The following is a 20040-nucleotide window of genomic DNA, read 5'->3' as shown; positions in this document are numbered from 1 at the left end:
CTGACCCTGACGCCCAGGCTGACTACCGACCCTGGGCCTGCGCCAGCAGCACCCGGTGCACCGCGTCGATCTTCGCCTTCGAGCGCGGCACCTCGGCACGCGAGCCGCCTGCCCTGGCCGCGGCCGCACCCGCCATCGCCGCGGGGAAGCCGTTCTCCGGCGTCGCGGCCGGCTTGGTCGACGAGTACAGCCACGCGTCGAAGAAACCGCCCAGGTCCTCACCGGTCAGCCGCTCGGCGAGCGCGATGAACTGCGGGATCGAGCCGTTGCCGTACTTGTGCTGGCGCGGCCAGTTGCGCATCAGCTGCCAGAAGGCCGGGTCGCCGATCCGCTGGCGCAGCGCCTGCAAGGTCATCGCGCCGCGGTCGTAGACCGCGCCGGTGAACTCGTGGTCCTTGCCGGGGTCGCCGATCTTGGTCTGCCAGAACGGATCCGAGGCGGGGATGCCGTCGTAGTAGGCCTGCAACAGCTCGGCTCCGGTGCCGTCGCCGTGCTCCTCGGACCAGGCCCACTCAGCGAAGCTGGCGAAGCCCTCGTTCAGCCAGATGTCCTTCCACTGGTCGACGCTGACGCTGTCGCCGTACCACTGGTGCGCCTGCTCGTGCACGACGACGTAGATGTTCGGACCCGACCGCCAGAAGCCGCGGGTGTAGACCGGGCGGGTCTGGTTCTCCAGCGCGAAGCCGAAGTCGGCCGCCGGGGCCACACCACCGGTGATGTTGAACGGGTACGGCCCCCAGTGCCGCGCGTGCCAGTCGATCACCTCGCCGGTGCGCGCCAGGTCGGCCGCGGCGTAGGTGCCCTCGCTGCCGCCGTTGGACGCGACCGCGGTGATCACCGGCAGGCCCGAGGCCGTGCTGGACTGGGTGATGTCGAACTGTCCCACCGCGAAGTAGGCCAGGTAGGTGGCCATCGGCCTGCTCTCGCTCCAGCTCCACACCTCCTTGCCGGCGGTACTGCCGTGCGAGACCAGCTTGCCGTTGCTCAGCGCCTCGAGCCCGGCGGGCACGGTGACCTTGATGTCGTAGGTCGCCTTGTCACGCGGGTGGTCGTTACCCGGGAACCACCACGACGAGATCTGCGGCTCGCCGACCGCCACGGCACCGTCGTCCGTGCGGATCCATGGCGAGTAGCCGTCCGCCGTGACCGAGCTGGGCACCCCGGCGTACACGACGACGACCGTCATCGACGCCCCGTTCTTGATCGCCTTGCGCGGCGTCACCACCAGCTCGAGGTCGTCGGTGCGGGTGCGCGCGGCGTGGCCGTTGACCGTGACCGACTGCGCGTGCAGCCCGAAGTCCAGGTCGAACCGGGACAGGTCCTGCGTCGCCTTCGCCGTGATGGTCGCCTTGCCGGTCACCAGGTCGCTCGCCGGGTCGTAGCTGACGTCCAGCTTGTAGTGGCCGACGTCGTAGCCACCGTTGCCGTAGCTGGGGTAGTACGCGTCACCCAGCCCCGAAGCTCCGGGCCGGGCGGCGGCCGCCCAGGCCGTGCCACTCAGTCCGACCGCCAGAGCCGCCGTCACCGCCGTGACGGTTGTGGCCCGACGCCGAGCCAGTCCTGCACCTCGCATGTGCCCTCCTCGATGCGTCGCCGGCCGTGGTCGGGCCGGCGGGAACAGGAAAGCGACACTACCCCCGCAGTGGGACATTCCACCCGGATCAGCTCGGGGCAGTACCTCCGGCACTGGCCTGGGCGATCACCTGGTCGGCCTTGCGGACCACGCAGGTGCCCGCGAACTTGTCGTGCAGCGCCCTGCTCTGCGGGTCGCGCAGCGGCCACAGCACGTCGACCAGCAGGTAGAGGGTGCCGATGTAGGAGATCGCCGAGGCGGCCTCGAAACTGAGCCAGCGACGGACGACGACGGCGACGGTCAGCGACTGCCCCGGCACCCAGCGGCGCACCACGATCCCGCAGGCCATCTTGCCCGGCGTGGCCGCCCGCCAGAGCAGGAACACGAGGTTGTAGACGAGCGAGACGAGAACCCAGATCAGCGAGATCACCAGCAGCGCCTGCAGCGTGCTCTGGTCGTAGTGGAACTGCGGCGCTGGCTGGCCCGCCTCGCTGGCCCGCAGTGCGGCGTCCACCTGGTTCGCGAGGGAGTCGAAGACGATCCGGGCCTGGTTGAAGCCGATCAGCCAGGCCAGCATGCCGGTGATCAGCCAGTCCAGCAGCCAGGCTGCGGCCCGCACCCACCACCCCGCGACCGGGACGCCGTCGTCCGTGCGCGCGGTGAGCTCACGGGCGGCTGCGCGCGGTGAGGTCGGGCCGGCTGGACGGCGGTCCGTGGTGACGGTGTCCGAACCGGAGCCGGCCGGCGCCCACGGCTGCATCGGCTCAACCCGCTCGTAGGTGTCGTCGGTCCAGCTCGCGCCGTCCCACCAGCGCATCTGCATCTCGACATGCGGGTCGGGATACCAACCGGGCGTGGGGAACGTCATGACGACATCCTCTCAGCGGCGGCACCCCGTCCCGCGACGCCGCACCCACCAGGACCGCTCGAGGTCTCTACCCCACCCGCCTTGCTCCACCCAACCCGCTTTGCGCCACCCAACCCGCCGTACGCGGCTCGGGAAGCGGGTTGGGCTGAGCAAACTAGGCGGGAGGGAGCAACGTCAGAGGTTGCCGCGGCGGTCCTGCTCGCGCTCGATCGCCTCGAACAGCGCCTTGAAGTTGCCCTTGCCGAAGCCCAGCGAGCCGTGCCGCTCGATCAGCTCGAAGAACACCGTCGGACGATCGCCGACCGGCTTGGTGAAGATCTGCAGCAGGTAGCCGTCCTCGTCGCGATCGACCAGGATGCCGCGCTTCTGCAGCTCCTCGATCGGCGCGCGCACGTTGCCGATCCGGGCCCGCAGCTCGTCGTCCTCGTAGTACGAGTCCGGGGTGTCCAGGAACTCCACGCCTTCGGCGCGCATCGCGTCGACCGTGGTCAGGATGTCGTTCGTGGCCAGCGCGAGGTGCTGCGCGCCAGGACCGTCGTAGAACTCCAGGTACTCGTCGATCTGGCTCTTCTTCTTGGCGATCGCCGGCTCGTTCAGCGGGAACTTCACCCGGTGGTTGCCGTTGGCGACGACCTTGCTCATCAGCGCCGAGTAGTCGGTGGCGATGTCGTCACCGATGAACTCCGCCATGTTCACGAAGCCCATCACCTTGTTGTAGTAGGTGACCCACTCGTCCATCTTGCCGAGCTCGACGTTGCCGACCACGTGGTCCAGCGCCTGGAACATCCGCTTCGGGGCGCCGTCGCGCTTGACGTACCCGCTGCTGCGGGCGACGTAGCCGGGCAGGTACGGGCCCCGGTAGTCGCCGCGCTGCACGAGGCTGTGCCGGGTCTCGCCGTACGCCGCGATGGCCGCCACCCGGACGGTGCCGTGCTCGTCGCTGACGTCCGTCGGCTCCTGCAGGATCGTGGCACCCGCGCGGCGGGCCTGCTCGACGCACTTGTCGACGTCCGGCACCTCCAGCGAGATGTCGACGACGCCGTCCCCGTGCTTGCGGTGGTGGTCGTGCAACGGGCTGTCCGGCGTGACCCCGCCCTTGAGCACGAACTTGATCGACCCGCTCTTCAGCACGAAGGCCTTGTGGTCACGGTTGCCCGTCTCGGGGCCGGAGTACGCGACCAGCTCCATGCCGTACGCGGTCTGGTAGAAGTGCGCGGCCTGGGTCGCGTTGCCCACGACGAAGACGATCGCGTCCCACCCGGTGACCGGGAAGGGGTCCTTCTCCTCGTCGTAGTCCACGAGGCCGACCAGCTGCTGGAGCTGGTGCAGGTCCAGGCCCGCCTCGGTCTCCTGCTCGGTCAGGCTGATGTGCTGGGACTGGTTGGCGTCGGCCTGAGTGGTCACGCGCACCTCCGGTCGGGTGTGGTCAGGGGTGATCGGACGTCGGTGGACGCCGTCTCGAGCCTCCCGCAGGACCGCTGGCCGGGCAACAGGCTCGGTCCAGCCTGGTCACCTTGTGCAGTGTGCCCAGCGAACTGGTCGCGATACTGTGCACTATGCCCATCGACTCGCTGGACTCGCGCCTGATCGAGCTGCTCACCGAGGAGCCCCGGATCGGCGTGCTGGAGGCCTCGCGACGGCTCGAGGTCGCACGCGGCACGGTCCAGGCCCGGCTGGAGCGGTTGGTCGAGCGCGGCGTGATCCGCTCGTTCGCACCGCAGATCGACCCGGGCGCGCTGGGCTACCGGGTCACCGCGTTCGCCAACCTGGAGATCCGCCAGGGCGCACGAGACCGGCTGGCCGAGCACCTCGGCGCGATCCCGGAGGTGCTCGAGGTGCACACCATCACCGGCCAGGGCGACCTGTTCTGCCGGATCGTGGCCCGCGACAACGACGACCTGCAGCGAGTGATCGACGAGCTGGTCGCGGACGACGACATCATCCGCACCTCGACCGTGATGGCCCTGGCCTGCGTGCTGGAGCACCGGGTGCTGCCGCTCGTGCTCGGCGCCGGCGGTCGCTGAGGCCGACCGAACCTCAGGCGTGCAGCCGCTCCACCAGCTCGTCCCGCGCGCTCCGCACCGACGCGGCGACGTCGTCCGGGTCGAGCGGCGTGAGCGTGACGACGCCCACCGAACCCTCGAGGCTGCCCACCGACCAGCCGACCGCCAGACCGTGCGCGCCGGCCTGCAGCTCGCCGTCGCTGGTGGTCGTCTCCGGTGCGCCGGAGCGCATGGCGAGGATGGCCCGCCCGGCCGCGCCACGACCAAGTGGGTGCCGGCTGCCGACCCGGTAGGCGACGTGAAACTGGGTCCACTGGGGCTCGACGACCACGACGGCGAGGGCGTCCTCGCCGTCCACCACGGTCAGGTGCGCGGTAGCGCCGACCTCGTCGGCGAGCTGGCGCAGCACCGGTGTGGCCACGTCCCGCAGTAGCGGCTGGACCCGCCCGGCCAGGGCGAGCACGCCGAGCCCGAGCCGCACCCGTCCGTCGCGCCCGCGGGTGGCCAGGTGCCGCTGCTCGAGCGTCGTGAGCAGCCGGTAGACCACCGGCCGGGCGACGCCGAGCGCGCTGGCCAGCTCGGTGACCGTGCACCCGGCCTCGTCGGCTGCGAGCAGCAGCAGCAGCTGCAGGCCACGGTCCAGGGTCTGCGAGGTCTCCGGGTGGTGGCCCCCGGTGGTCATCGACGGCTCGGTGTGGCGGGATGGTTCACAGGCGCGAGCCTATCGGGGCCGACCCGCTGGTCCATGGCCCACAACGCCCTGCGCCACACCCCGCGAGGGGGTCTGGCGCAGGGCTGATCGGTTCAGAAAGAGGTGGGGTCGCTGCTCGGGCGGCGGCCCGCGGCGGCGGCCTCGGCGGCCGCCTTCTGCTCGGCGTACTGGACCCGGACGGCGTCCATGTCGAGCTCGCGGACCTGCTTGAGCAGGTCCTCCAGCGCCGGCTGCGGGAGGGCGCCGGGCTGGCCGAACACCGGGATGCCGTCGCGGTAGACGACCAGCATCGGGATGGAGCTCACGCCGTACTGCGCGGCGAGCTCAGGCTCGGCCTCGGTGTCCACCTTGACGAACTTCGCGTCCAGGTTGGCTTCGCTGACCTTCTCGAAGACCGGGCCAAACTGGCGGCACGGGCCGCACCACTCAGCCCAGAAGTCGATCAGCACGATGCCGTCCGAGACGGTCTCGTCATGGGTCTGCGGGGTCAGTGCACTGGTAGCCATGCTGAGCACAACGGCGCGACGCTGCCCGGTGTTCCGTGCACGGCGAGTCGGCCGCTGTGATCTCGGCAACGCTGCTCAGGGCTTGCCGACGAACCAGCGGCGCAGCGCCGCGATCCGCTCGCGCACCTCGTCGGCGCCGGCCTGCGGGACGGCCGGACCGCCACAGCTGCGGCGCAGCTCGGCGTGCACGGTCCCGTGCGGCTGCCCGGTGCGCTTGGCCCAGGCGCCGACCAGCTGGTGCAGCTCCTTGCGCAGCGCGGCGACCTCGCGGTGGGTGGCTCGGTCCGCGCCGGCCTGGGCCACCGCCACGGCGTCCGCGCCGGCCTTGCGCCGCCCCTTCTGCTGGGCGGCCTGGCGCTCGCGCAGCAGCACCGCGACCTGCTCGGGCTCGAGCAGCCCAGGCAGCCCGAGGAAGTCCTGCTCCTCCTCGCTGCCGACCAGCGCCGACGTCCCGAACTCGCCGCCGTCGAACAGCACCCGGTCGAACTCGGCCTGGGCCTCCAGCGCCTCGAACGGCAGCAGGTCCGCCTCCGCCGAGGCCTGCTCCGCCCGGTTCGCCGCCGCGAGCAGCGCGTCCTCCGGCGACCAGTCCTCGTCCCGGCCGGTGCGCGGGCGGTCCAGCGCGTGGTCGCGCTCCACCTCGAGCTCGCCGGCGTGCTGCATCAGCAGCGGGACGCTGGGCAGGAACACCGACGCCGTCTCGCCGCGGCGCCGGGCCCGGACGAACCGGCCGACCGCCTGCGCGAAGAACAGCGGCGTCGCGGTGGACGTCGCGTAGACGCCGACGGCCAACCGCGGGACGTCGACCCCCTCCGACACCATCCGGACGGCGACCATCCAGCGCTGCTGGCCGGCCGCGTACTCCTCGATCCGCTTCGAGGACCCCGAGTCGTCGGACAGCACCACGACCGCCGGCTCGCCGGTCAGCCCGCGCAGCAGGGAGGCGTACGCCCGCGCCTGGGTCTGGTCGGTCGCGATGACCAGCCCACCGGCGTCCGGGACGTGCCGGCGCACCTCGGACAGCCGGGTGTCGGCGGCGCGCAGCACCGACGTCATCCACTCCCCCTTGGGGTCCAGCGCCGTCCGCCAGGCGTGCGCGGTGACGTCCTGGGTCAGCGGGTCGCCCAGCTTGGCGCTCAGCTCGTCCCCGGCCCGGGTGCGCCAGCGCATCTGCCCCGAGTAGGCCAGGAAGATCACCGGCCGGACGACGCCGTCGCGCAGCGCGTCACCGTAGCCGTAGGTGAAGTCGGCCTGCGAACGACGTACCCCCGCGCCGTCCTCGACGTAGGTGACGAACGGGATGGCCGCGATGTCCGAGCGGAACGGGGTACCGGTCAGGGCCAGTCGGCGCTGCGCGGGCTCGAAGGCCTCGCGCACGGCATCACCCCAGGACAGGGCATCACCACCGTGGTGAATCTCGTCCAGGATGACCAGGGTGCGGGCGGCCTCGGTGCGGGCCCGGTGCAGCAGCGGGCGGGCCGCGACCTGCGCGTAGGTGACCGCCACGCCGTCGAAGTCGCGCCCGTGCGTGCCGTGCGAGTTGCGGAACTGCGGGTCGACCCGGATGCCGACCCGGTGCGCGGCGTCCGCCCACTGGCTCTTCAGGTGCTCGGTCGGCGCCACGACGGTGATCCGGGCGATCTCGCCGCGGTCGAGCAGCTCGGTGGCCACCCGCAGCGCGAACGTCGTCTTGCCGGCGCCGGGGGTCGCCACGGCCAGGAAGTCCTTGGGGTGCTCACGCAGGTACTGCTCGAGCGCCGCCGCCTGCCAGGCCCGCAGCTTGGAGGCGGTGCCCCAGGGCGCGCGGTCCGGAAAGGCCGGAGGCAGGTGGGAGGCGGCGGAGGTACTCATCGGTCCGGCGAGCGTAACCGTTGTGGCGAAAGGACATGCCGAGGGCCCGCGCTGCGGCGCGGGCCCTCGACGGCGTGCTATGGCGTGTCGGCCGTGTGCTCCCGAAGGTGCCGGGATGGCTGCTGGTCAGGCCCGGAAGGCCGTCCACTGCGCCTGCATCCGAGCGTTCTGCCCAGGGCTGAAGGTGTTCATGCAGGAGTCGTAGGTGTAGTCCATGAAGTTCCGGATGGGATCCAGGCCCGCCGCGGCACAGGTGTCGCGCCCGACCGGGCACTCGAAGGCCGGCGACGCCTCCGCCGGGGTGTCCGCGACCTCGTCGCCGGGAGCCGCGCAGCCGCCCTGGAACGTGTGGTAGAGCCCCATCCAGTGCCCGACCTCATGGGTGGCCGTGTCGCCCTGGTTGTAGTTGGTGGTCGCGCCGCCGGGCAGCGAGGAGTACAGGATCACCACGCCGTCCATCTTCGGTGCGCTGCGGTAGTCGGAGGGGAAGGTGGCCCAGCCGAGCAGCCCGCCACCGAGGTTGGCGGTATAGACGTTGAGCGCGTTCTTGCCGCCCTTGCGCAGCGCCTTCTTCATCGCCGTCTCGGCCGCGCTGCCCTGGCCCACCCTGAACCAGGCCTTCTTCACGGTGGTGTCGGTGCCGGCCAGGCTGAACGAGAACCCGGCCGAGGAGTACGCGGCGTTCAGCACGGCGATCTGCGAGTTGATGGCGCCGGTGCTCAGGCCCCCCTTGGTGCCGTTGGTGATCACGTGGAAGTAGACCGGCACGCTGACCGTCGCCAGTGCGGATGCCCGCGGCGCCGACGAACCCTTCGCCGCGAGCGCCCGGCCGAAGACCCGCTCGGCAGCAGCCACCTGAGCGTTGGTCAGCTCGTTGGGGTCGGACCGGCCGTGGGTTGCGCGCGCGCCGACCGCGCCGGAGTGCGTCTCGCACGTGGCAGGCGCGGCGCGTTCGGGTGCGGCGGCGGCCGCGGCCGGCGAGACCTGGAGCGTGGCCAGGACCAGGCCCAGCCCGGCAGTGACGGCGAGTGCCGCGGCGCGGCGAGATGCAGACCTCATGGGACTCCCTCGGGGGTGCGCCGGGCGCGGGCCGCGGCGGTTGCTGGCTGACAGCGAACACCCCACCGGAGCCGCGCGGCAACCCCCCTGATACATCGGCGTGGCGGCCGCCCGGCTCCGGTGTCGCGGAGGCGGTGCTGGGTCAGCCGCGGTAGGCGGCCCACTGGGACTGCATGCGGGTGTGCTGGCCCGCCGTGAAGGTGTTCATGCAGGAGTCGTAGGTGTAGTCCATGAAGTTGTGGATCGGTCGACGCCACTGGCGGAGCAGGTGTCCCGACCGGTCGGGCACTCGAAGCCGGCCGAGGAGTACGGGGCGTTCAGCACCGAGAGCTGGGAACTGATCTGGCTGCTGGTGAGCCTTCCGCTGATGCCGTTGGTGATCAGATTTCAGCGTGTTTCAGCTCTCATCGTCCGGCCCGCGCAGGCCCTCGTAGATCTCCTTGCAGGTCGGGCAGATCGGGAACCGGGCCGGGTCGCGCACCGGGACCCACACCTTGCCGCAGAGTGCGACCGCCGGCTTGCCGTTGATCGCGGCCTCCAGCTGAGCCTCCTTGCGCACGTAGTGCGCGAAGCGCTCGTGGTCGCCGGGCTCGACCCGAGTTTCCTCGACCAGCTCGCGCTCGAGGACGGCGGTGCGCTGCGGGCTGCTGGCCGGCTGCGGCTCCTGCGGCTGACCGGGGGCGCCGAACGGGTCGTCGTTGCTCATGACGTCCAGTCTAGGTCTGCCAGGCCCGACCGGCTGGTCCCTAGTTGAGGTCCGGGTCCTCCGGGAAGGTGGCCACGAAGGCCAGGTCGCCGCCCTGCCGCCGCAGCACCGTGCGCCAGAGCAGCTCAGGCCGGTCGGTGAACGCGTCCCGCGGCTCGGCGTCCACCACGTACCAGGCGCCCTCCTCGATCTCCCGCTCGAGCTGACCCGAGGACCACCCGGCGTAGCCGGCGAACACCCGCAGCCCGGACAGCGACTGGACGACGTCCACCGGGTCGGTGTCCAGGTCGACCAGCCCGAGCGAACCGTTGATCCGGCGCACCCCGATCGGCTCGGCGCCGTCGCCCGGTACCCCGACCAGGCCGAGCGCCGAGTCCAGCGCCACCGGGCCGCCCTGGAAGAGCACGCCCGGCTCCGTCGTCCAGGGCTGCCACGGCGGCAGCACGGCGGCGACCTCGACCTCCATCGGCCGGTTCAGCACGACGCCGAGCCCGCCCTCGTCGGTGTGGTCCAGCATCAGCACCACCGTGCGGTGGAACGTCGGCTCGCGCAGCGACGGCGTCGCGAGCAGCAGCTGCCCGGTGAGGTTCACGTGCGCCCGAAGGACGGCCCGGCCGCAGCGGCGGGCAACGTGGCCGGGTGCGGCGCGATCGGTGCCGGGGCCGGGCCGGCGGCCTGGTGGACGGCGGCGGCCACCACCTTGGTGACGTCGGGGTGGAACACGCTGGGCACGATGTAGGTGGCGTTCAGCTCGTCGTCCGCGACCACCCCGGCGAGGGCGCTCGCCGCAGCGAGCAGCACGGCCTCGGTGATCTTCGTGGACTGCGCGTCCAGCAACCCCCGGAAGACGCCCGGGAAGGCCAGCACGTTGTTGATCTGGTTCGCGAAGTCGCTGCGCCCGGTGGCCACCACGGCCGCGTGCTGGGCCGCCTCGACCGGGTCGACCTCGGGGTCGGGGTTGGCCATCGCGAACACGATGGCGTCCGCCGCCATGGTCGCGATGTCGCCGCCGGTCAGGATGCCGGGGGCGGAGACGCCGATGAACACGTCGGCGCCGACCAGGGCGTCGCGCAGCGTGCCACTGACCCCGCGCGGGTTCGTGCTGGCCGCCACCCCGGCCAGCGCCGAGTCGGGCGATGCGACCACGTCCGGGCGGTCGGCGGCGACCACGCCGTGCACGTCGCAGACCACCACGTCGCGGGCGCCAGCGTGCAGCAGCAGCCGCAGGATCGCGGTGCCAGCCGCGCCGGCGCCGGACATCACGACCCGGACGTCGGGCAGCTGCTTGCGCACGACACGCAGTGCGTTGGTCAGCGCGGCGAGCGTGACGATCGCCGTGCCGTGCTGATCGTCGTGGAACACCGGGATGTCGAGCTCGGCCCGCAGCCGCGCCTCGATCTCGAAGCAGCGCGGTGCGCTGATGTCCTCCAGGTTGATCCCGGCGAAGACCGGCGCGATCGCCTTGACCGCCGCGACGATCTCGTCGGTGTCCTGGGTGTCCAAGCAGATCGGGAACGCGTCGATCCCGGCGAACCGCTTGAACAGCGCGGCCTTGCCCTCCATCACCGGCAGCGCGGCCAGCGGCCCGAGGTTGCCCAGCCCGAGCACGGCTGAGCCGTCAGAGACCACCGCGACGGTGTTCCGCTTGATGGTCAGCCGGCGGGCGTCCGAGGGGTCCTCGGCGATGGCCAGGCAGATCCGGGCCACTCCGGGGGTGTAGACCAGCGACAGGTCGTCGCGGTTGCGGATCGGCACCTTGGACTCGATGGTCAGCTTGCCGCCAAGGTGTGCCAGGAACGTGCGGTCGCTGACCTTGCCGATCTGCACGCCGGGCACCGCGCGCATCTCGTCGACCAGGGTGTTGGCGTGCTCGACGTCGCGCGCCGCGCAGGTCACGTCCACCTGTACCCGGTCGGCGCCGGACGCGGTGACGTCCAGCGCGGTGACCAGCCCACCGCCGCGCTCGATCACCGTGGTGAGCTCGCTGACCGCGGTGGGGCGGGCCGGCAGCTCCAGCCGCACCGTGATCGAGTACGAGACGCTCGGTGCCGATGTCATGGTGCCTCCGTATCGCCGACGGCAACCATTCAAGCGCAGGGGTCAGTCCGACTGCCGACGGGCCCGCTTGTCCCGGTACATCTCGACGTCCGCACGCCGGATCGCGTCGTCCAGCGACCCTCGTGGCGGGCACGCGGCGGCCCCGACCGAGCTGCGCAGCGGCAGCCCGTGCCCGGTCAGGGTGCGCTCGAGCGAGCGGCGCAGCCGATCGGCGATCTCGACGGGGTCGATCTCGTAGCCGCGCAGCAGCAGGGCGAACTCGTCGCCGCCGAGCCGGGCGATGACGTCCGGCTGGCCGCGCACTGTGCGGCGCAGCGCGTGCGCGGCGGCGATGATCAGCTCGTCGCCGGCCGCGTGGCCGTGGGTGTCGTTGACCACCTTCAGGTCGTCCAGGTCGACCGAGACGACGGTGACGGTGCCGCCGGCCGCGACGTGGTCACGGGCGCGGGCGACGGCCTCGTCCCAGCCACGCCGGTTCGCGGCACCGGTCAGCGGGTCGCGGATCGCGTACTCACGGGTGGAGTCCAGCTGGCGGACCAGCTCGTCGTGGGTGGTGGCCACCTCGAGCATCCGCGAGCCGGCCCGGGCCAGCTGGACGGCGAGCTGCTCGCACAGCGGGGTGAAGGTGCTCGGCGTGCCGGGGCTGTGCACCAGCAGCATGCAGCCGTGCACGCCGTCCACCTCGACCGGGACGGCCAGGTACGCCGACACCGCGTGCGTGGCGCCGATCGGGGCGGGCAGCGGCTGCTCGCACGCGTCCTGGACGACGAGCACGTCCTCGACCTTTCCGGCCAGCGTCCGGGCCACCACCACGGCACGTTGGGCGCCGCCGTCCGGGATCCACTCCGGGGTGGCCACCGCGTGCCGGTCGTCGTCCAGCCAGACGGCCGCCAGCGCGCAGGACAGCGCCTCCGCGGTCGAGGCGGCCAGGTGGTAGAGCAGGGCGTCGACGCCTACTGGCGCTGCGGTGGCCAGGTCGCGCAGCGCGGACAGCACGACGAGCTCGTCGGCCAGGTGCTTGGCCGGCGCGGCCTGGGTGACCAGCTCGCAGGCCCGCGCCGCCAGCTCGACCAGCTGCCCGTCGTCAAGGCCAAGCAGCTGCGGGTCCGGCTGGACCGAGCCCAGCACCACCGCGTGATAGGCGTCCAGCCGGACGACCGCTGAGGTGCACGCCGAGTACGGGCCGAGCACCCGGTGCGGCTTCTGACCGTGCCGGCGCACCGGACGGCCGTGGGACAGCGCCGCCTCCAGCCGGGGGTCGGCCAGCTCCTGCCCCTGCACGGAACCGGCCCAGGCCGCACCGCGGCCGAGCCCGCCCAGATGGGTCCAGCGGCTGCCGACGCGCCGGAAGACCAGGACGTCGTGGGCGCCAAGGAACCCATCGGCGTCGGGCAACGGCATCTGTGCTCCTCGAGGGCCGGCAGGGCGCACGGCTCAGGCGTCTCTATCGGCAGCAAACCCCGAGTTGCACAGCGTTCGCACCCGAATCGCGGCAGCCCACCCGGGTGGCCCAACCGAGCCGGCTCAAACGCCCCAGTCCGGACGCATCGGCAGGTGCGGGTCACCGCCTTCGTCCGTTCGGGTGGCCAGCACCTGGTGCAGCTCGATCTGCTGACGCTCGAACGCGAGCCGAGATCCGGCCATGTACAGGCCCCATACCTTCGCGGTGGCCAGGCCGGCCTCGGCGACCGCCTCGTCCCAGCCCTCGACGAGGTTGGTGCACCAGGCGGCAAGTGTGCGCGCGTAGTGCCGGCGCAGGTTCTCCTCGTGCTGGACCTCCAGGCCCTGGTCCTGCATCGCAGTGATGATCGCGCCCACGCCGGTCAGCTCACCGTCCGGGAACACGTAGCGGTCGATGAAGCCGCGCCGCTTGATGCCGGGGTGCAGGTTGTCCTGCCGGGTGATCGAGTGGTTCAGCAGCCGGCCGCCGGGCATCAGCCGAGAGCGCAGGAACCGGAAGTAGGCCGGGTAGTTGCGCACCCCGATGTGCTCGGTCAGGCCGATCGAGCTCACCGCGTCGAACCCGGTCTCGGTGACCTCGCGGTAGTCCTGGTGGCGGACCTGCGCGCGGTCCCCCAGGCCGTCCCGCTCGATCGCCGCCTGCGCCCACTGCGCCTGGTCGCGCGAGAGGGTCACGCCGAGCGCCGTCACGCCGTACTCGCGTACCGCGTGCCGCACCATGCCGCCCCAGCCGCACCCGACGTCGAGCAGGCGCATCCCCGGCTGCAGGCCGAGCTTGCGGGCGACGAGGTCGAACTTGTGCTCCTGCGCCTGCTCCAGCGTGGAGTCGTCCGCGGGGTAGCAGGCGCAGGTGTACGCCATCGACTGGCCGAGCACGATCTCGTAGAACCGGTTGCTCACGTCGTAGTGGTGGCGGATCGCCTCGGCGTCACGGGTGCGCGAGTGCCGCAGCCCGTGCAGCGCTCGGTGCCAGCCGCTGGGCACCTCGTTCGGCGGCGGCGGCGGCATGGTCAGGGCGAGCCGCCCGAAGGAGCGCAGCGCGCGGGCCGCGTCGCTCGGCGCCGGTCGCTTCGGGGTGAGCAGCGTCTGCGCGTGCAGCAGCAGTTCGTACGGGTCGCCAGGATGGATCCCGTCGATCTCGAGGTCCTCCATCAGGTAGGCGCGAGCCATCCCGAGCGAGGACGGCGCCCCCGCGATGTAGGCCAGACCGCGCGGGCGCACCAGCCGCAGCTGGATCGGCGCGTCCACCGAACCGGTCCGTGAACCGTCGTACGCCGAGAAGCCGATGCCCTCAACCGGCCCGATCACCATCTCGAACGCATCCGCGATGCTGATCGGACCCCGCCCGCCTGGATCCTGCTTCCACTGACCGAGCACGCTCACCGTCGCTTCACCGCCTTCTCGTAGAGGTCGAGCAACCGCCCGTCCGGGTCGTACCTGTCCTTGGCCCGCTGGTAGTCCTCGCGGCCGTACAGCTTCCAGAACTCGTCCGGCTCGTAGTAGGCATCCGAGTACAGGCTCTTGTGACCGTCCAGCTCGGCGACCTTGGCCTCGATCCGCCGGTTGTGGTCACCGTCCTGGTCGCCGTCGGCGATGGCGACCGTCGACCAGAAGCCGACGTTGACGTAGAGGCTGCCCGGGCCGAGCGGGTACAGCGGCCACTTGCCGTCCTGCGTCGGCGCCGGACGGCGCAGCCGCAGCGGGCACAGCCAGATCGGCTCGATCGGCACGTTGTCGATGAACCAGCGCAGGAACTCGGCGGTCCGCCCGACCGGGATCTCGACGTCCTGCACGACACGCTCGCGGGCCGGCAGGCCCTTGCGCGCGTCCATCCTGGCCTTGAAGCCGTAGCGGTTCTCCAGCCCGATCACCCGCTGGTAGGTGTCGCTGCGCAGGTAGCGCTTGGGCACCCAGCGACGGATCCGCGGGTTCTGCACACCGAGCGCCCGCGAGCACCAGAACCAGTCGGTGTCCCAGCGCCAGAGGTAGTCCCGGACGGTCAGCCAGTCCTCGCGACGGGCGCGGATCGAGCGGTAGTAGACCTGCTCGCCGGTGTAGTCCGAGGTGTACGGCGCCTCGTCGGCCCAGGTGCCGAGGGTCAAGAAACCCTCCAGCGCAGGGCCGGGACGGTCCTGTGGGGTGGGGAACACCGTGCCGTCGATGAAGTCGACCGGTTCGCCCTGCCAGCTCGCGCGGCCATCCTGCGCCAGCCGCACCAGACTGTCGATGGTGGCCGCCAGCTCGTCCAGGTCGGTGAACCGCACGTGCCGCAGGTGCACGTACGGGCTGACCGGGGCCAGCTCGATCGTCGCCGCCGCGGCATACCCGAGGGTGCCGTAGGAGTTCGGGAACGTCGCGAACAGCTCGGCGTCCGGACCATCCGGCGTCGCGCGGACCAGGTCACCGCCGCCGGTCAGCACGTCGAAGGACAGCGCGGACTCGTGCGGCAGTCCTTCGCGCCAGGACGACGACTCGATACCGAGGCCGGTCAGCGCGCCACCGATCGTGATGGTCTTCAGCTGCGGCACCACCAGCGGCATCAGGCCGTGCGCGAGGGTCGCGTCCACCAGGTGCTCGTACGTGGTCATCCCACCGACGTACGCCGTCCGGGTCACCGGGTCGACCGAGAACACCGCGTCCAGGCCCGTGACGTCCAGTCCCAGCCGCTGGCCGCGCTCGCGTGGGCGGAACAGGTTGCTGGTCTTCTTGGCCAGCCGCACCGGCTGGTCAGCGGGCAGCGCCGCGAAGTCGGCGCGCAGTCGCTCCACCGCGGCGGGGTACCCCTTCACGGGTCCACCCGCCGTGGTTCGTTCAGGTGCTGCGTCCTGAGCCACTCGACGGATCGTAGCCCGCCTATGCATCCGAGCGCTCGTGGGATGGCGTGGTAGGTGTTGGGTCGTGAGCCGACGACACCTCAGACGTGAGCACGCGGGCGCCGAGTTCGAGCTGCTGGTGCGCGACGAGGGACCACCGGACGGCCCGGTCGCCCTACTGCTGCACGGCTTCCCGCAGCACGGCGGCCTGTGGCAGGGCTGCCTACCCGGTCTGCACGAGCTCGGGCTGCGCACCCTGGCCCCCGACCAGCGCGGCTACAGCCCTCAGCCGCAGCCGCGGGACGTCGAGGCCTACCGGCTGGGCCCGCTGGTCGCCGACGCGCTCGCCGTGCTGGACGACGTCGGCGCGCAGCGGGCCGTCGTGGTCGGGCACGACTGGGGTGCGCTGGTCGGCTGGGCCCTGGCCGCGCACCACCCCGAACGGGTCCGTGGGCTGGTCGCGCTGTCCGTGCCGCATCCGCATGCGTTCGGCCGGGCGATCCGAGAGGACGCCGAGCAGCAGCAGCTGTCCGACTACTTCGGGTTGCTGCGCAAGGAAGGCACGGCTGAGCGGGTGCTGCTGGGCGACGACGCCGCGGCGCTGCGCCGGTTCTTCGAGGGCGGTTCACTGACCGCCGACGCAGTGCAGGACTACCTCGCCCCGATGCTCAGCGAGGACGGGCTGCGCGGACCGCTGTCCTGGTACCGGGCGATGGCCGGGCCGGAGCTCGCCGCGGTGCCAAGGATCAGCGTGCCGACCGTCTACGTCTCGGCCGAGCACGACCTCGGGGTGGGACGGGCGGCTGCGCAGTGGTGCGCCGACTACGTCGACGGGCCGTACCGCCGGGTGGACCTGTCCGGCACCCACTGGATCGTCGATGAGGAGCCGGACGTCGTCGTCCGGGCGGTCGCCTCGCTGCTGTGAGCCTGCGCTGCTGTGAGCCTGCACTGCTGTGAGCCTCAGCGCGCCTCGGGCGTGCAGGGCGAGGCGCCGAGGTCCCCGGCTCCGGTCGCCCACCGCGGCAACGGGCGCGGGTCGGGGGTCGGCGTCCAGCGGCCCTCCACCGAGGCGTACTGCCAGGCCGGCCCTGTCTCGATGAGGGACGCGAGCGCGGCGACCAGGCGGTCGACGTCGTCGGTCTGCGAGCCAACGCCGACGCTGGCCCGCACCGCACCGGCGTCCAAGCCGAGGCGGGCAAGCAGCGGGTGCGCGCAGAACTTGCCGTCCCGCACTCCGATGCCGTGCTCGGCGGACAGGTAGGCGGCGACCAGGCCGGGGTCGACGCCGTCGACGGTGAAGGTCACGACGCCGATCGAGGACGGCGCGTCGTCGAAGATCCGGTGCACCCGGACGCCGGGCAGCTGGGCCAGCCCGTGCACCAGCCGCTCGCGCAGCGCGGCCTCGTGCACCTCCAGCGCCGCCTCGGGCAGCGCGGCCAGCGCCTCGCAGGACGCAGCCAGTGCGGCGGCACCAAGCATGTTGGGGGTGCCGCCCTCGTGGCGCTGCGGCGCGCAGGCCCACTCAGTGCGCTCGAGCTCGACGCTGCGCACCGCACCGCCACCGGCCAGGTACGGCGTCCCGCGGTCCAGCCAGTCGCGCCGGCCGACCAGGACGCCTGTGCCGTAAGGCGCGTAGAGCTTGTGGCCGCTGAGCGCGACGTAGTCCACGCCGGTCGCGTCCAGGTCGATCCGGCGGTGCGGGGCCAGCTGGGCGGCGTCCACGACGACCCGTGCGCCGTGGCGGTGCGCGATCGCCACGACCCGCTCGATCGGCAGCTCCTCGCCGGTCACGTTGGACGCGCCGGTGATCGCGACCAGCGCCGCGGGACGCTCGCGCAGCGCCGACTCCAGGGACTGCAGGGTGGCGTCCAGGGACCCTCGCACCGGCACGTAGCGGTGCTCGCCGCGCTGCCAGGGCAGCAGGTTCGCGTGGTGCTCGGCGTCCAGGAAGACGACGTCGCCCCACTGCGGCAGGCAGCCGGCCAGCAGGTTCAGCGCGTCGGTGGTGTTGCGGGTGAAGACCACCACGTCGCCGGCTCGGGCGCCGAGGAACCGGCCCACGGTGGCCCGGGCCCGCTCGAGCAGCGCGGTGGAGACCTGCGAGGCGTAGCCGGCACCGCGGTGCACGCTGGCGTAGTAGGGCAGCACCTGGCTCAGGTGCTCCTCTACCGACTCCAGCGCAGGCGCGCTGGCCGCGTAGTCGAGGTTGGCGTACCGCACCGTGCCGCCCGTGACGACCGGCACCTGCAGGTCGGCGCCGACCACTGGGAGCAGCGGACCGGCGCCGGGGAAGTCGGCGTCCGGGCGCGGCTGCTGAGTGGGCTGCTGAGTGGCCTGCTGGGCTGGTTGGTGCGCGTGCTGCTGGGTGCTCGGCTGGACGGACACTGGCGCTCCGTAGGGTCAGGGACCCTGGGCTGCAACGCCGTGGCGGGTCCGCGCTTGCGTCGACACCTCGTCGACGCCTGGTCCTCACCCGGGGCACCCCACCGCGGTGGAGGGTTGCCGGCCAGCAAGCCGGGGCTACGCGCTGGCACTCATGACCTTCATCGAAGGTATCGGCACGCCACGGCCCCGCCCAACCCTCAAGACCAGAATTCTCGAATGCCGAGACTGTTGCGGATCGGGACAATGGCCCCGTGACACCCCTGACGAACCCCCTGACGAACCCCGTGACGATCCGCTCCGGCGACCTCCCCGACCTGCCCGCGCTGACCGAGATCTACAACCACTACGTGCGGACCGGCAACGCGACGTTCGACATCGAGCCGTTCAGCGTCGAGTCCCGCCGCGCGTGGTTCGACCACTACGCGCCGTCCGGCCGGCACCGCCTGCTGGTGGCCGAGAGCGAGGACGGCGTGTTGCTCGGCTACGCGACCAGTAGCGCGCTGCGGCCCAAGCCCGCGTACGACACGTCGGTCGAGACGACGATCTACTGCCGCCCGGACGCCGTCGGGCTGGGCCTGGGCAGTCGGCTGTACGGCGCGCTGCTGGCGGCACTGGCCGGGGAGGACCTGCACCGGGCGTACGCAGGCGTCGCACTGCCGAACGACGCGTCGGTCGCTCTGCACCGCCGGCTCGGGTTCACCCCCCTCGGGGTCTACCGCGAGGTCGGACGCAAGTTCGGCCGCTACTGGGACGTGCAGTGGTTCGAGCTGCCGCTGCCGGTGCCACTGCCGCCACTCGAACCCACCGCTCAGGCCAGCCCGTAGTCCAGTCCCATCGCCTGGTGCACCCGGGCGAGAGTCGCGACGGCGAGCGGACGGGCCCGCTCGAGCCCCTCCCGCAGCACCTCCCGGACGACGGCCGGGTCCTGCTCGAGCTCGCGCCGGCGCACCCGGATCGGCCGAATGTGCTCGTTCACCGCCTCGGTCACCACGGCCTTGAGCCCGGCGGCGCCACCGGAACCGATCTGGTCGGCGACTCGCTGCGGCGTGCTGTCGGTGCAGAGCGCCGCGACGAGCAGCAGGCTGGACACCTCGGGCCGCAGCTGCGGGTCGTAGGTGATGTGCCGCAACGAGTCGGTGACCGCGCCACGCACCAGCCTGGCGGTCTCGTCGTCCGTCGCGCTGATCGCGATGGCGTTGCCGCGGCTCTTGGCCATCTTGCGACCGTCCGTGCCGAGCAGCCGCGGCGCCTCGGTGAGCAGCGCCTGCGGCGGGGTCAGCAGGGTGCGCCCGTCGCCGTACCGCTCGTTGATCCGTCGCGCGACGGCCCGGGCCTGCTCGAGGTGCGGCAGCTGGTCACCGCCTACTGGCACAAGGGTTCCGCCCACCGACAGGATGTCGGCGGCCTGGTGCACCGGGTAGGTCAGCATCAGCCCCCCGATCGCACTCGAGCCCGACTCGGCCACCTCGGCCTTGACCGTCGGGTTGCGTTGCAGCTCGGACAGCGTGGTCGCGGACAGCAGCGGCAGCATGAGCTGACCGATCTCGGGGACGGCGCTGTGCACGAACACGGTGGTGCGCGCGGGGTCGATGCCGCAGGCGAGGTAGTCCAGCACCAGCTCGCGGATGCTGGTCGCCACCGAGCTGGTGTCGACCCGGTCGGTGATCACCTGGTAGTCGGCGACGACGACGAACGTCTCGACGCCGGCGTCCTGCAGCCGTACCCGTTCGCGCAGGGTGCCGAGGTAGTGGCCGAGGTGCAGCGAGCCGGTGGGCCGGTCGCCGGTCAGCACGCGGTAGCGGTCGGGATGGGCCAGGACGTCGGCGCGCTCGGCGAGGATCGCCTCGCCGGCCGGCGCGACGACGGTGTGGTCGGTCGGGATGGTGCTGCTGATGGTCATGGCTTCTTCTCCAACGGGTCGGACGGACGCCGTCGCGCCGGACCGGGAGTGAGCCTGTGAGACCTGCTACCTGACCGCCGAACGGCGGCCATGGGGATGCTGAGGGGGCCGCCCTACGAGGGCAGCCACCACGCGCGGTTCAAGG

The 20040-nt window shown here is 72.1% G+C and carries 18 protein-coding genes, 1 pseudogene and 1 riboswitch; of the genes and pseudogenes, 3 read left to right on the top strand and 16 right to left on the bottom strand.

The window, feature by feature from the left end:
• Positions 1 to 22: 22 nt before the first annotated feature.
• The 3 genes from ACPPVT_RS06130 to hppD all read right to left on the bottom strand — a co-directional run bounded on the left by ACPPVT_RS06130 (position 23) and on the right by hppD (position 3845).
• Complete coding sequence (locus ACPPVT_RS06130) at positions 23 to 1573, bottom strand: M1 family metallopeptidase (RefSeq protein WP_426566134.1); 1551 nt, start codon at positions 1571 to 1573, stop codon at positions 23 to 25.
• 88 nt (positions 1574 to 1661) lie between these two features.
• Positions 1662 to 2441, bottom strand: coding sequence for an RDD family protein (locus ACPPVT_RS06125; RefSeq protein ID WP_426566133.1), 780 nt, complete (start codon positions 2439 to 2441; stop codon positions 1662 to 1664).
• A gap of 174 nt (positions 2442 to 2615) precedes the next feature.
• Positions 2616 to 3845 carry a 4-hydroxyphenylpyruvate dioxygenase gene (hppD, locus tag ACPPVT_RS06120; RefSeq protein WP_426566132.1) on the bottom strand — a complete coding sequence of 410 codons (1230 nt, stop codon included), beginning with the start codon at positions 3843 to 3845 and terminating at the stop codon, positions 2616 to 2618.
• Positions 3846 to 3997: 152 nt separating this feature from the next.
• Between hppD and ACPPVT_RS06115 the strand changes: the two genes are divergently transcribed.
• Complete coding sequence (locus ACPPVT_RS06115; protein ID WP_426566131.1) at positions 3998 to 4465, top strand: Lrp/AsnC family transcriptional regulator; 468 nt, start codon at positions 3998 to 4000, stop codon at positions 4463 to 4465.
• A 13-nt stretch (positions 4466 to 4478) separates the two neighbouring features.
• Here the strand turns inward: ACPPVT_RS06115 and ACPPVT_RS06110 are convergent, their stop codons facing one another.
• The 11 genes and pseudogenes from ACPPVT_RS06110 to ACPPVT_RS06060 form a co-directional block, all read right to left on the bottom strand.
• Positions 4479 to 5126 carry an IclR family transcriptional regulator gene (locus tag ACPPVT_RS06110; protein ID WP_426566130.1) on the bottom strand — a complete coding sequence of 216 codons (648 nt, stop codon included), beginning with the start codon at positions 5124 to 5126 and terminating at the stop codon, positions 4479 to 4481.
• A 122-nt stretch (positions 5127 to 5248) separates the two neighbouring features.
• Positions 5249 to 5662 carry a thioredoxin gene (gene trxA / locus ACPPVT_RS06105; protein ID WP_426566129.1) on the bottom strand — a complete coding sequence of 138 codons (414 nt, stop codon included), beginning with the start codon at positions 5660 to 5662 and terminating at the stop codon, positions 5249 to 5251.
• Positions 5663 to 5737: 75 nt separating this feature from the next.
• Positions 5738 to 7513 (bottom strand): DEAD/DEAH box helicase, encoded by a 1776-nt coding sequence (locus tag ACPPVT_RS06100; RefSeq protein WP_426566128.1) that lies wholly within the window; start codon positions 7511 to 7513, stop codon positions 5738 to 5740.
• 126 nt (positions 7514 to 7639) lie between these two features.
• Positions 7640 to 8572: a zinc metalloprotease gene (locus ACPPVT_RS06095; protein WP_426566127.1), complete on the bottom strand. Its 933-nt coding sequence runs from the start codon at positions 8570 to 8572 to the stop codon at positions 7640 to 7642.
• Positions 8573 to 8714: 142 nt separating this feature from the next.
• A pseudogene (locus tag ACPPVT_RS06090) lies at positions 8715 to 8875 on the bottom strand (zinc metalloprotease); the annotation flags it as partial.
• Between the two features lie 94 nt (positions 8876 to 8969).
• Positions 8970 to 9278: a DUF3039 domain-containing protein gene (locus ACPPVT_RS06085; protein WP_426566126.1), complete on the bottom strand. Its 309-nt coding sequence runs from the start codon at positions 9276 to 9278 to the stop codon at positions 8970 to 8972.
• 40 nt (positions 9279 to 9318) lie between these two features.
• Positions 9319 to 9870: a YqgE/AlgH family protein gene (locus ACPPVT_RS06080; RefSeq protein ID WP_426566125.1), complete on the bottom strand. Its 552-nt coding sequence runs from the start codon at positions 9868 to 9870 to the stop codon at positions 9319 to 9321.
• Positions 9867 to 11336: an NAD-dependent malic enzyme gene (locus ACPPVT_RS06075; protein WP_426566124.1), complete on the bottom strand. Its 1470-nt coding sequence runs from the start codon at positions 11334 to 11336 to the stop codon at positions 9867 to 9869. Before ACPPVT_RS06075 ends, ACPPVT_RS06080 begins: the two co-directional genes overlap by 4 nt.
• Before the next feature lie 42 nt (positions 11337 to 11378).
• On the bottom strand, positions 11379 to 12737 hold the full coding sequence (locus tag ACPPVT_RS06070; RefSeq protein ID WP_426566123.1) for a diguanylate cyclase: 1359 nt from the start codon (positions 12735 to 12737) through the stop codon (positions 11379 to 11381).
• A 123-nt stretch (positions 12738 to 12860) separates the two neighbouring features.
• A complete protein-coding gene (locus tag ACPPVT_RS06065) occupies positions 12861 to 14108 on the bottom strand; it encodes a class I SAM-dependent methyltransferase (protein ID WP_426567069.1) in 1248 nt (415 codons plus the stop codon).
• Positions 14109 to 14176: 68 nt separating this feature from the next.
• On the bottom strand, positions 14177 to 15586 hold the full coding sequence (locus ACPPVT_RS06060) for an FAD-binding protein (RefSeq protein ID WP_426566122.1): 1410 nt from the start codon (positions 15584 to 15586) through the stop codon (positions 14177 to 14179).
• A 109-nt stretch (positions 15587 to 15695) separates the two neighbouring features.
• On the opposite strand from ACPPVT_RS06060, the gene ACPPVT_RS06055 reads away from it, so the two are divergent.
• Positions 15696 to 16535, top strand: a complete 840-nt coding sequence (locus ACPPVT_RS06055; RefSeq protein ID WP_426566121.1) for an alpha/beta fold hydrolase — start codon at positions 15696 to 15698, stop codon at positions 16533 to 16535.
• A gap of 35 nt (positions 16536 to 16570) precedes the next feature.
• On the opposite strand, the gene ACPPVT_RS06050 is transcribed toward ACPPVT_RS06055, so the two are convergent.
• Entirely contained in the window at positions 16571 to 17884 is a 1314-nt protein-coding gene (locus tag ACPPVT_RS06050) for an aminotransferase class V-fold PLP-dependent enzyme (protein WP_426567068.1), read from the bottom strand.
• A 156-nt stretch (positions 17885 to 18040) separates the two neighbouring features.
• Positions 18041 to 18152: riboswitch (SAM riboswitch) on the bottom strand.
• 94 nt (positions 18153 to 18246) lie between these two features.
• Between ACPPVT_RS06050 and ACPPVT_RS06045 the strand changes: the two genes are divergently transcribed.
• On the top strand, positions 18247 to 18819 hold the full coding sequence (locus ACPPVT_RS06045; protein WP_426566120.1) for an N-acetyltransferase family protein: 573 nt from the start codon (positions 18247 to 18249) through the stop codon (positions 18817 to 18819).
• On the opposite strand, the gene trpS is transcribed toward ACPPVT_RS06045, so the two are convergent.
• Positions 18804 to 19895, bottom strand: a complete 1092-nt coding sequence (gene trpS, locus ACPPVT_RS06040; RefSeq protein WP_426566119.1) for a tryptophan--tRNA ligase — start codon at positions 19893 to 19895, stop codon at positions 18804 to 18806. The two genes, ACPPVT_RS06045 and trpS, sit on opposite strands and share 16 nt — an antisense overlap.
• Between the last annotated feature and the right edge of the window lie 145 nt (positions 19896 to 20040).

Source organism: Angustibacter sp. McL0619, from assembly GCF_049994355.1.
GTDB lineage: Bacteria > Actinomycetota > Actinomycetes > Actinomycetales > Angustibacteraceae > Angustibacter.
Note: the sequence above shows the minus strand (reverse complement) of the source record. Positions and strands in the feature narration are given on the sequence as shown.

What these genes read in the sequence shown, in the direction of transcription:
- ACPPVT_RS06130 (WP_426566134.1), bottom strand. Translation starts at nt 1,573, where the DNA reads ATGCGAGGTGCAGGACTGGCTCGGCGTCGGGCCACAACCGTCACGGCG.
- ACPPVT_RS06125 (WP_426566133.1), bottom strand. Translation starts at nt 2,441, where the DNA reads ATGACGTTCCCCACGCCCGGTTGGTATCCCGACCCGCATGTCGAGATG.
- ACPPVT_RS06115 (WP_426566131.1), top strand. Translation starts at nt 3,998, where the DNA reads ATGCCCATCGACTCGCTGGACTCGCGCCTGATCGAGCTGCTCACCGAG.
- ACPPVT_RS06110 (WP_426566130.1), bottom strand. Translation starts at nt 5,126, where the DNA reads ATGACCACCGGGGGCCACCACCCGGAGACCTCGCAGACCCTGGACCGT.
- trxA (WP_426566129.1), bottom strand. Translation starts at nt 5,662, where the DNA reads ATGGCTACCAGTGCACTGACCCCGCAGACCCATGACGAGACCGTCTCG.
- ACPPVT_RS06100 (WP_426566128.1), bottom strand. Translation starts at nt 7,513, where the DNA reads ATGAGTACCTCCGCCGCCTCCCACCTGCCTCCGGCCTTTCCGGACCGC.
- ACPPVT_RS06095 (WP_426566127.1), bottom strand. Translation starts at nt 8,572, where the DNA reads ATGAGGTCTGCATCTCGCCGCGCCGCGGCACTCGCCGTCACTGCCGGG.
- ACPPVT_RS06085 (WP_426566126.1), bottom strand. Translation starts at nt 9,278, where the DNA reads ATGAGCAACGACGACCCGTTCGGCGCCCCCGGTCAGCCGCAGGAGCCG.
- ACPPVT_RS06075 (WP_426566124.1), bottom strand. Translation starts at nt 11,336, where the DNA reads ATGACATCGGCACCGAGCGTCTCGTACTCGATCACGGTGCGGCTGGAG.
- ACPPVT_RS06070 (WP_426566123.1), bottom strand. Translation starts at nt 12,737, where the DNA reads ATGCCGTTGCCCGACGCCGATGGGTTCCTTGGCGCCCACGACGTCCTG.
- ACPPVT_RS06065 (WP_426567069.1), bottom strand. Translation starts at nt 14,108, where the DNA reads ATGGTGATCGGGCCGGTTGAGGGCATCGGCTTCTCGGCGTACGACGGT.
- trpS (WP_426566119.1), bottom strand. Translation starts at nt 19,895, where the DNA reads ATGACCATCAGCAGCACCATCCCGACCGACCACACCGTCGTCGCGCCG.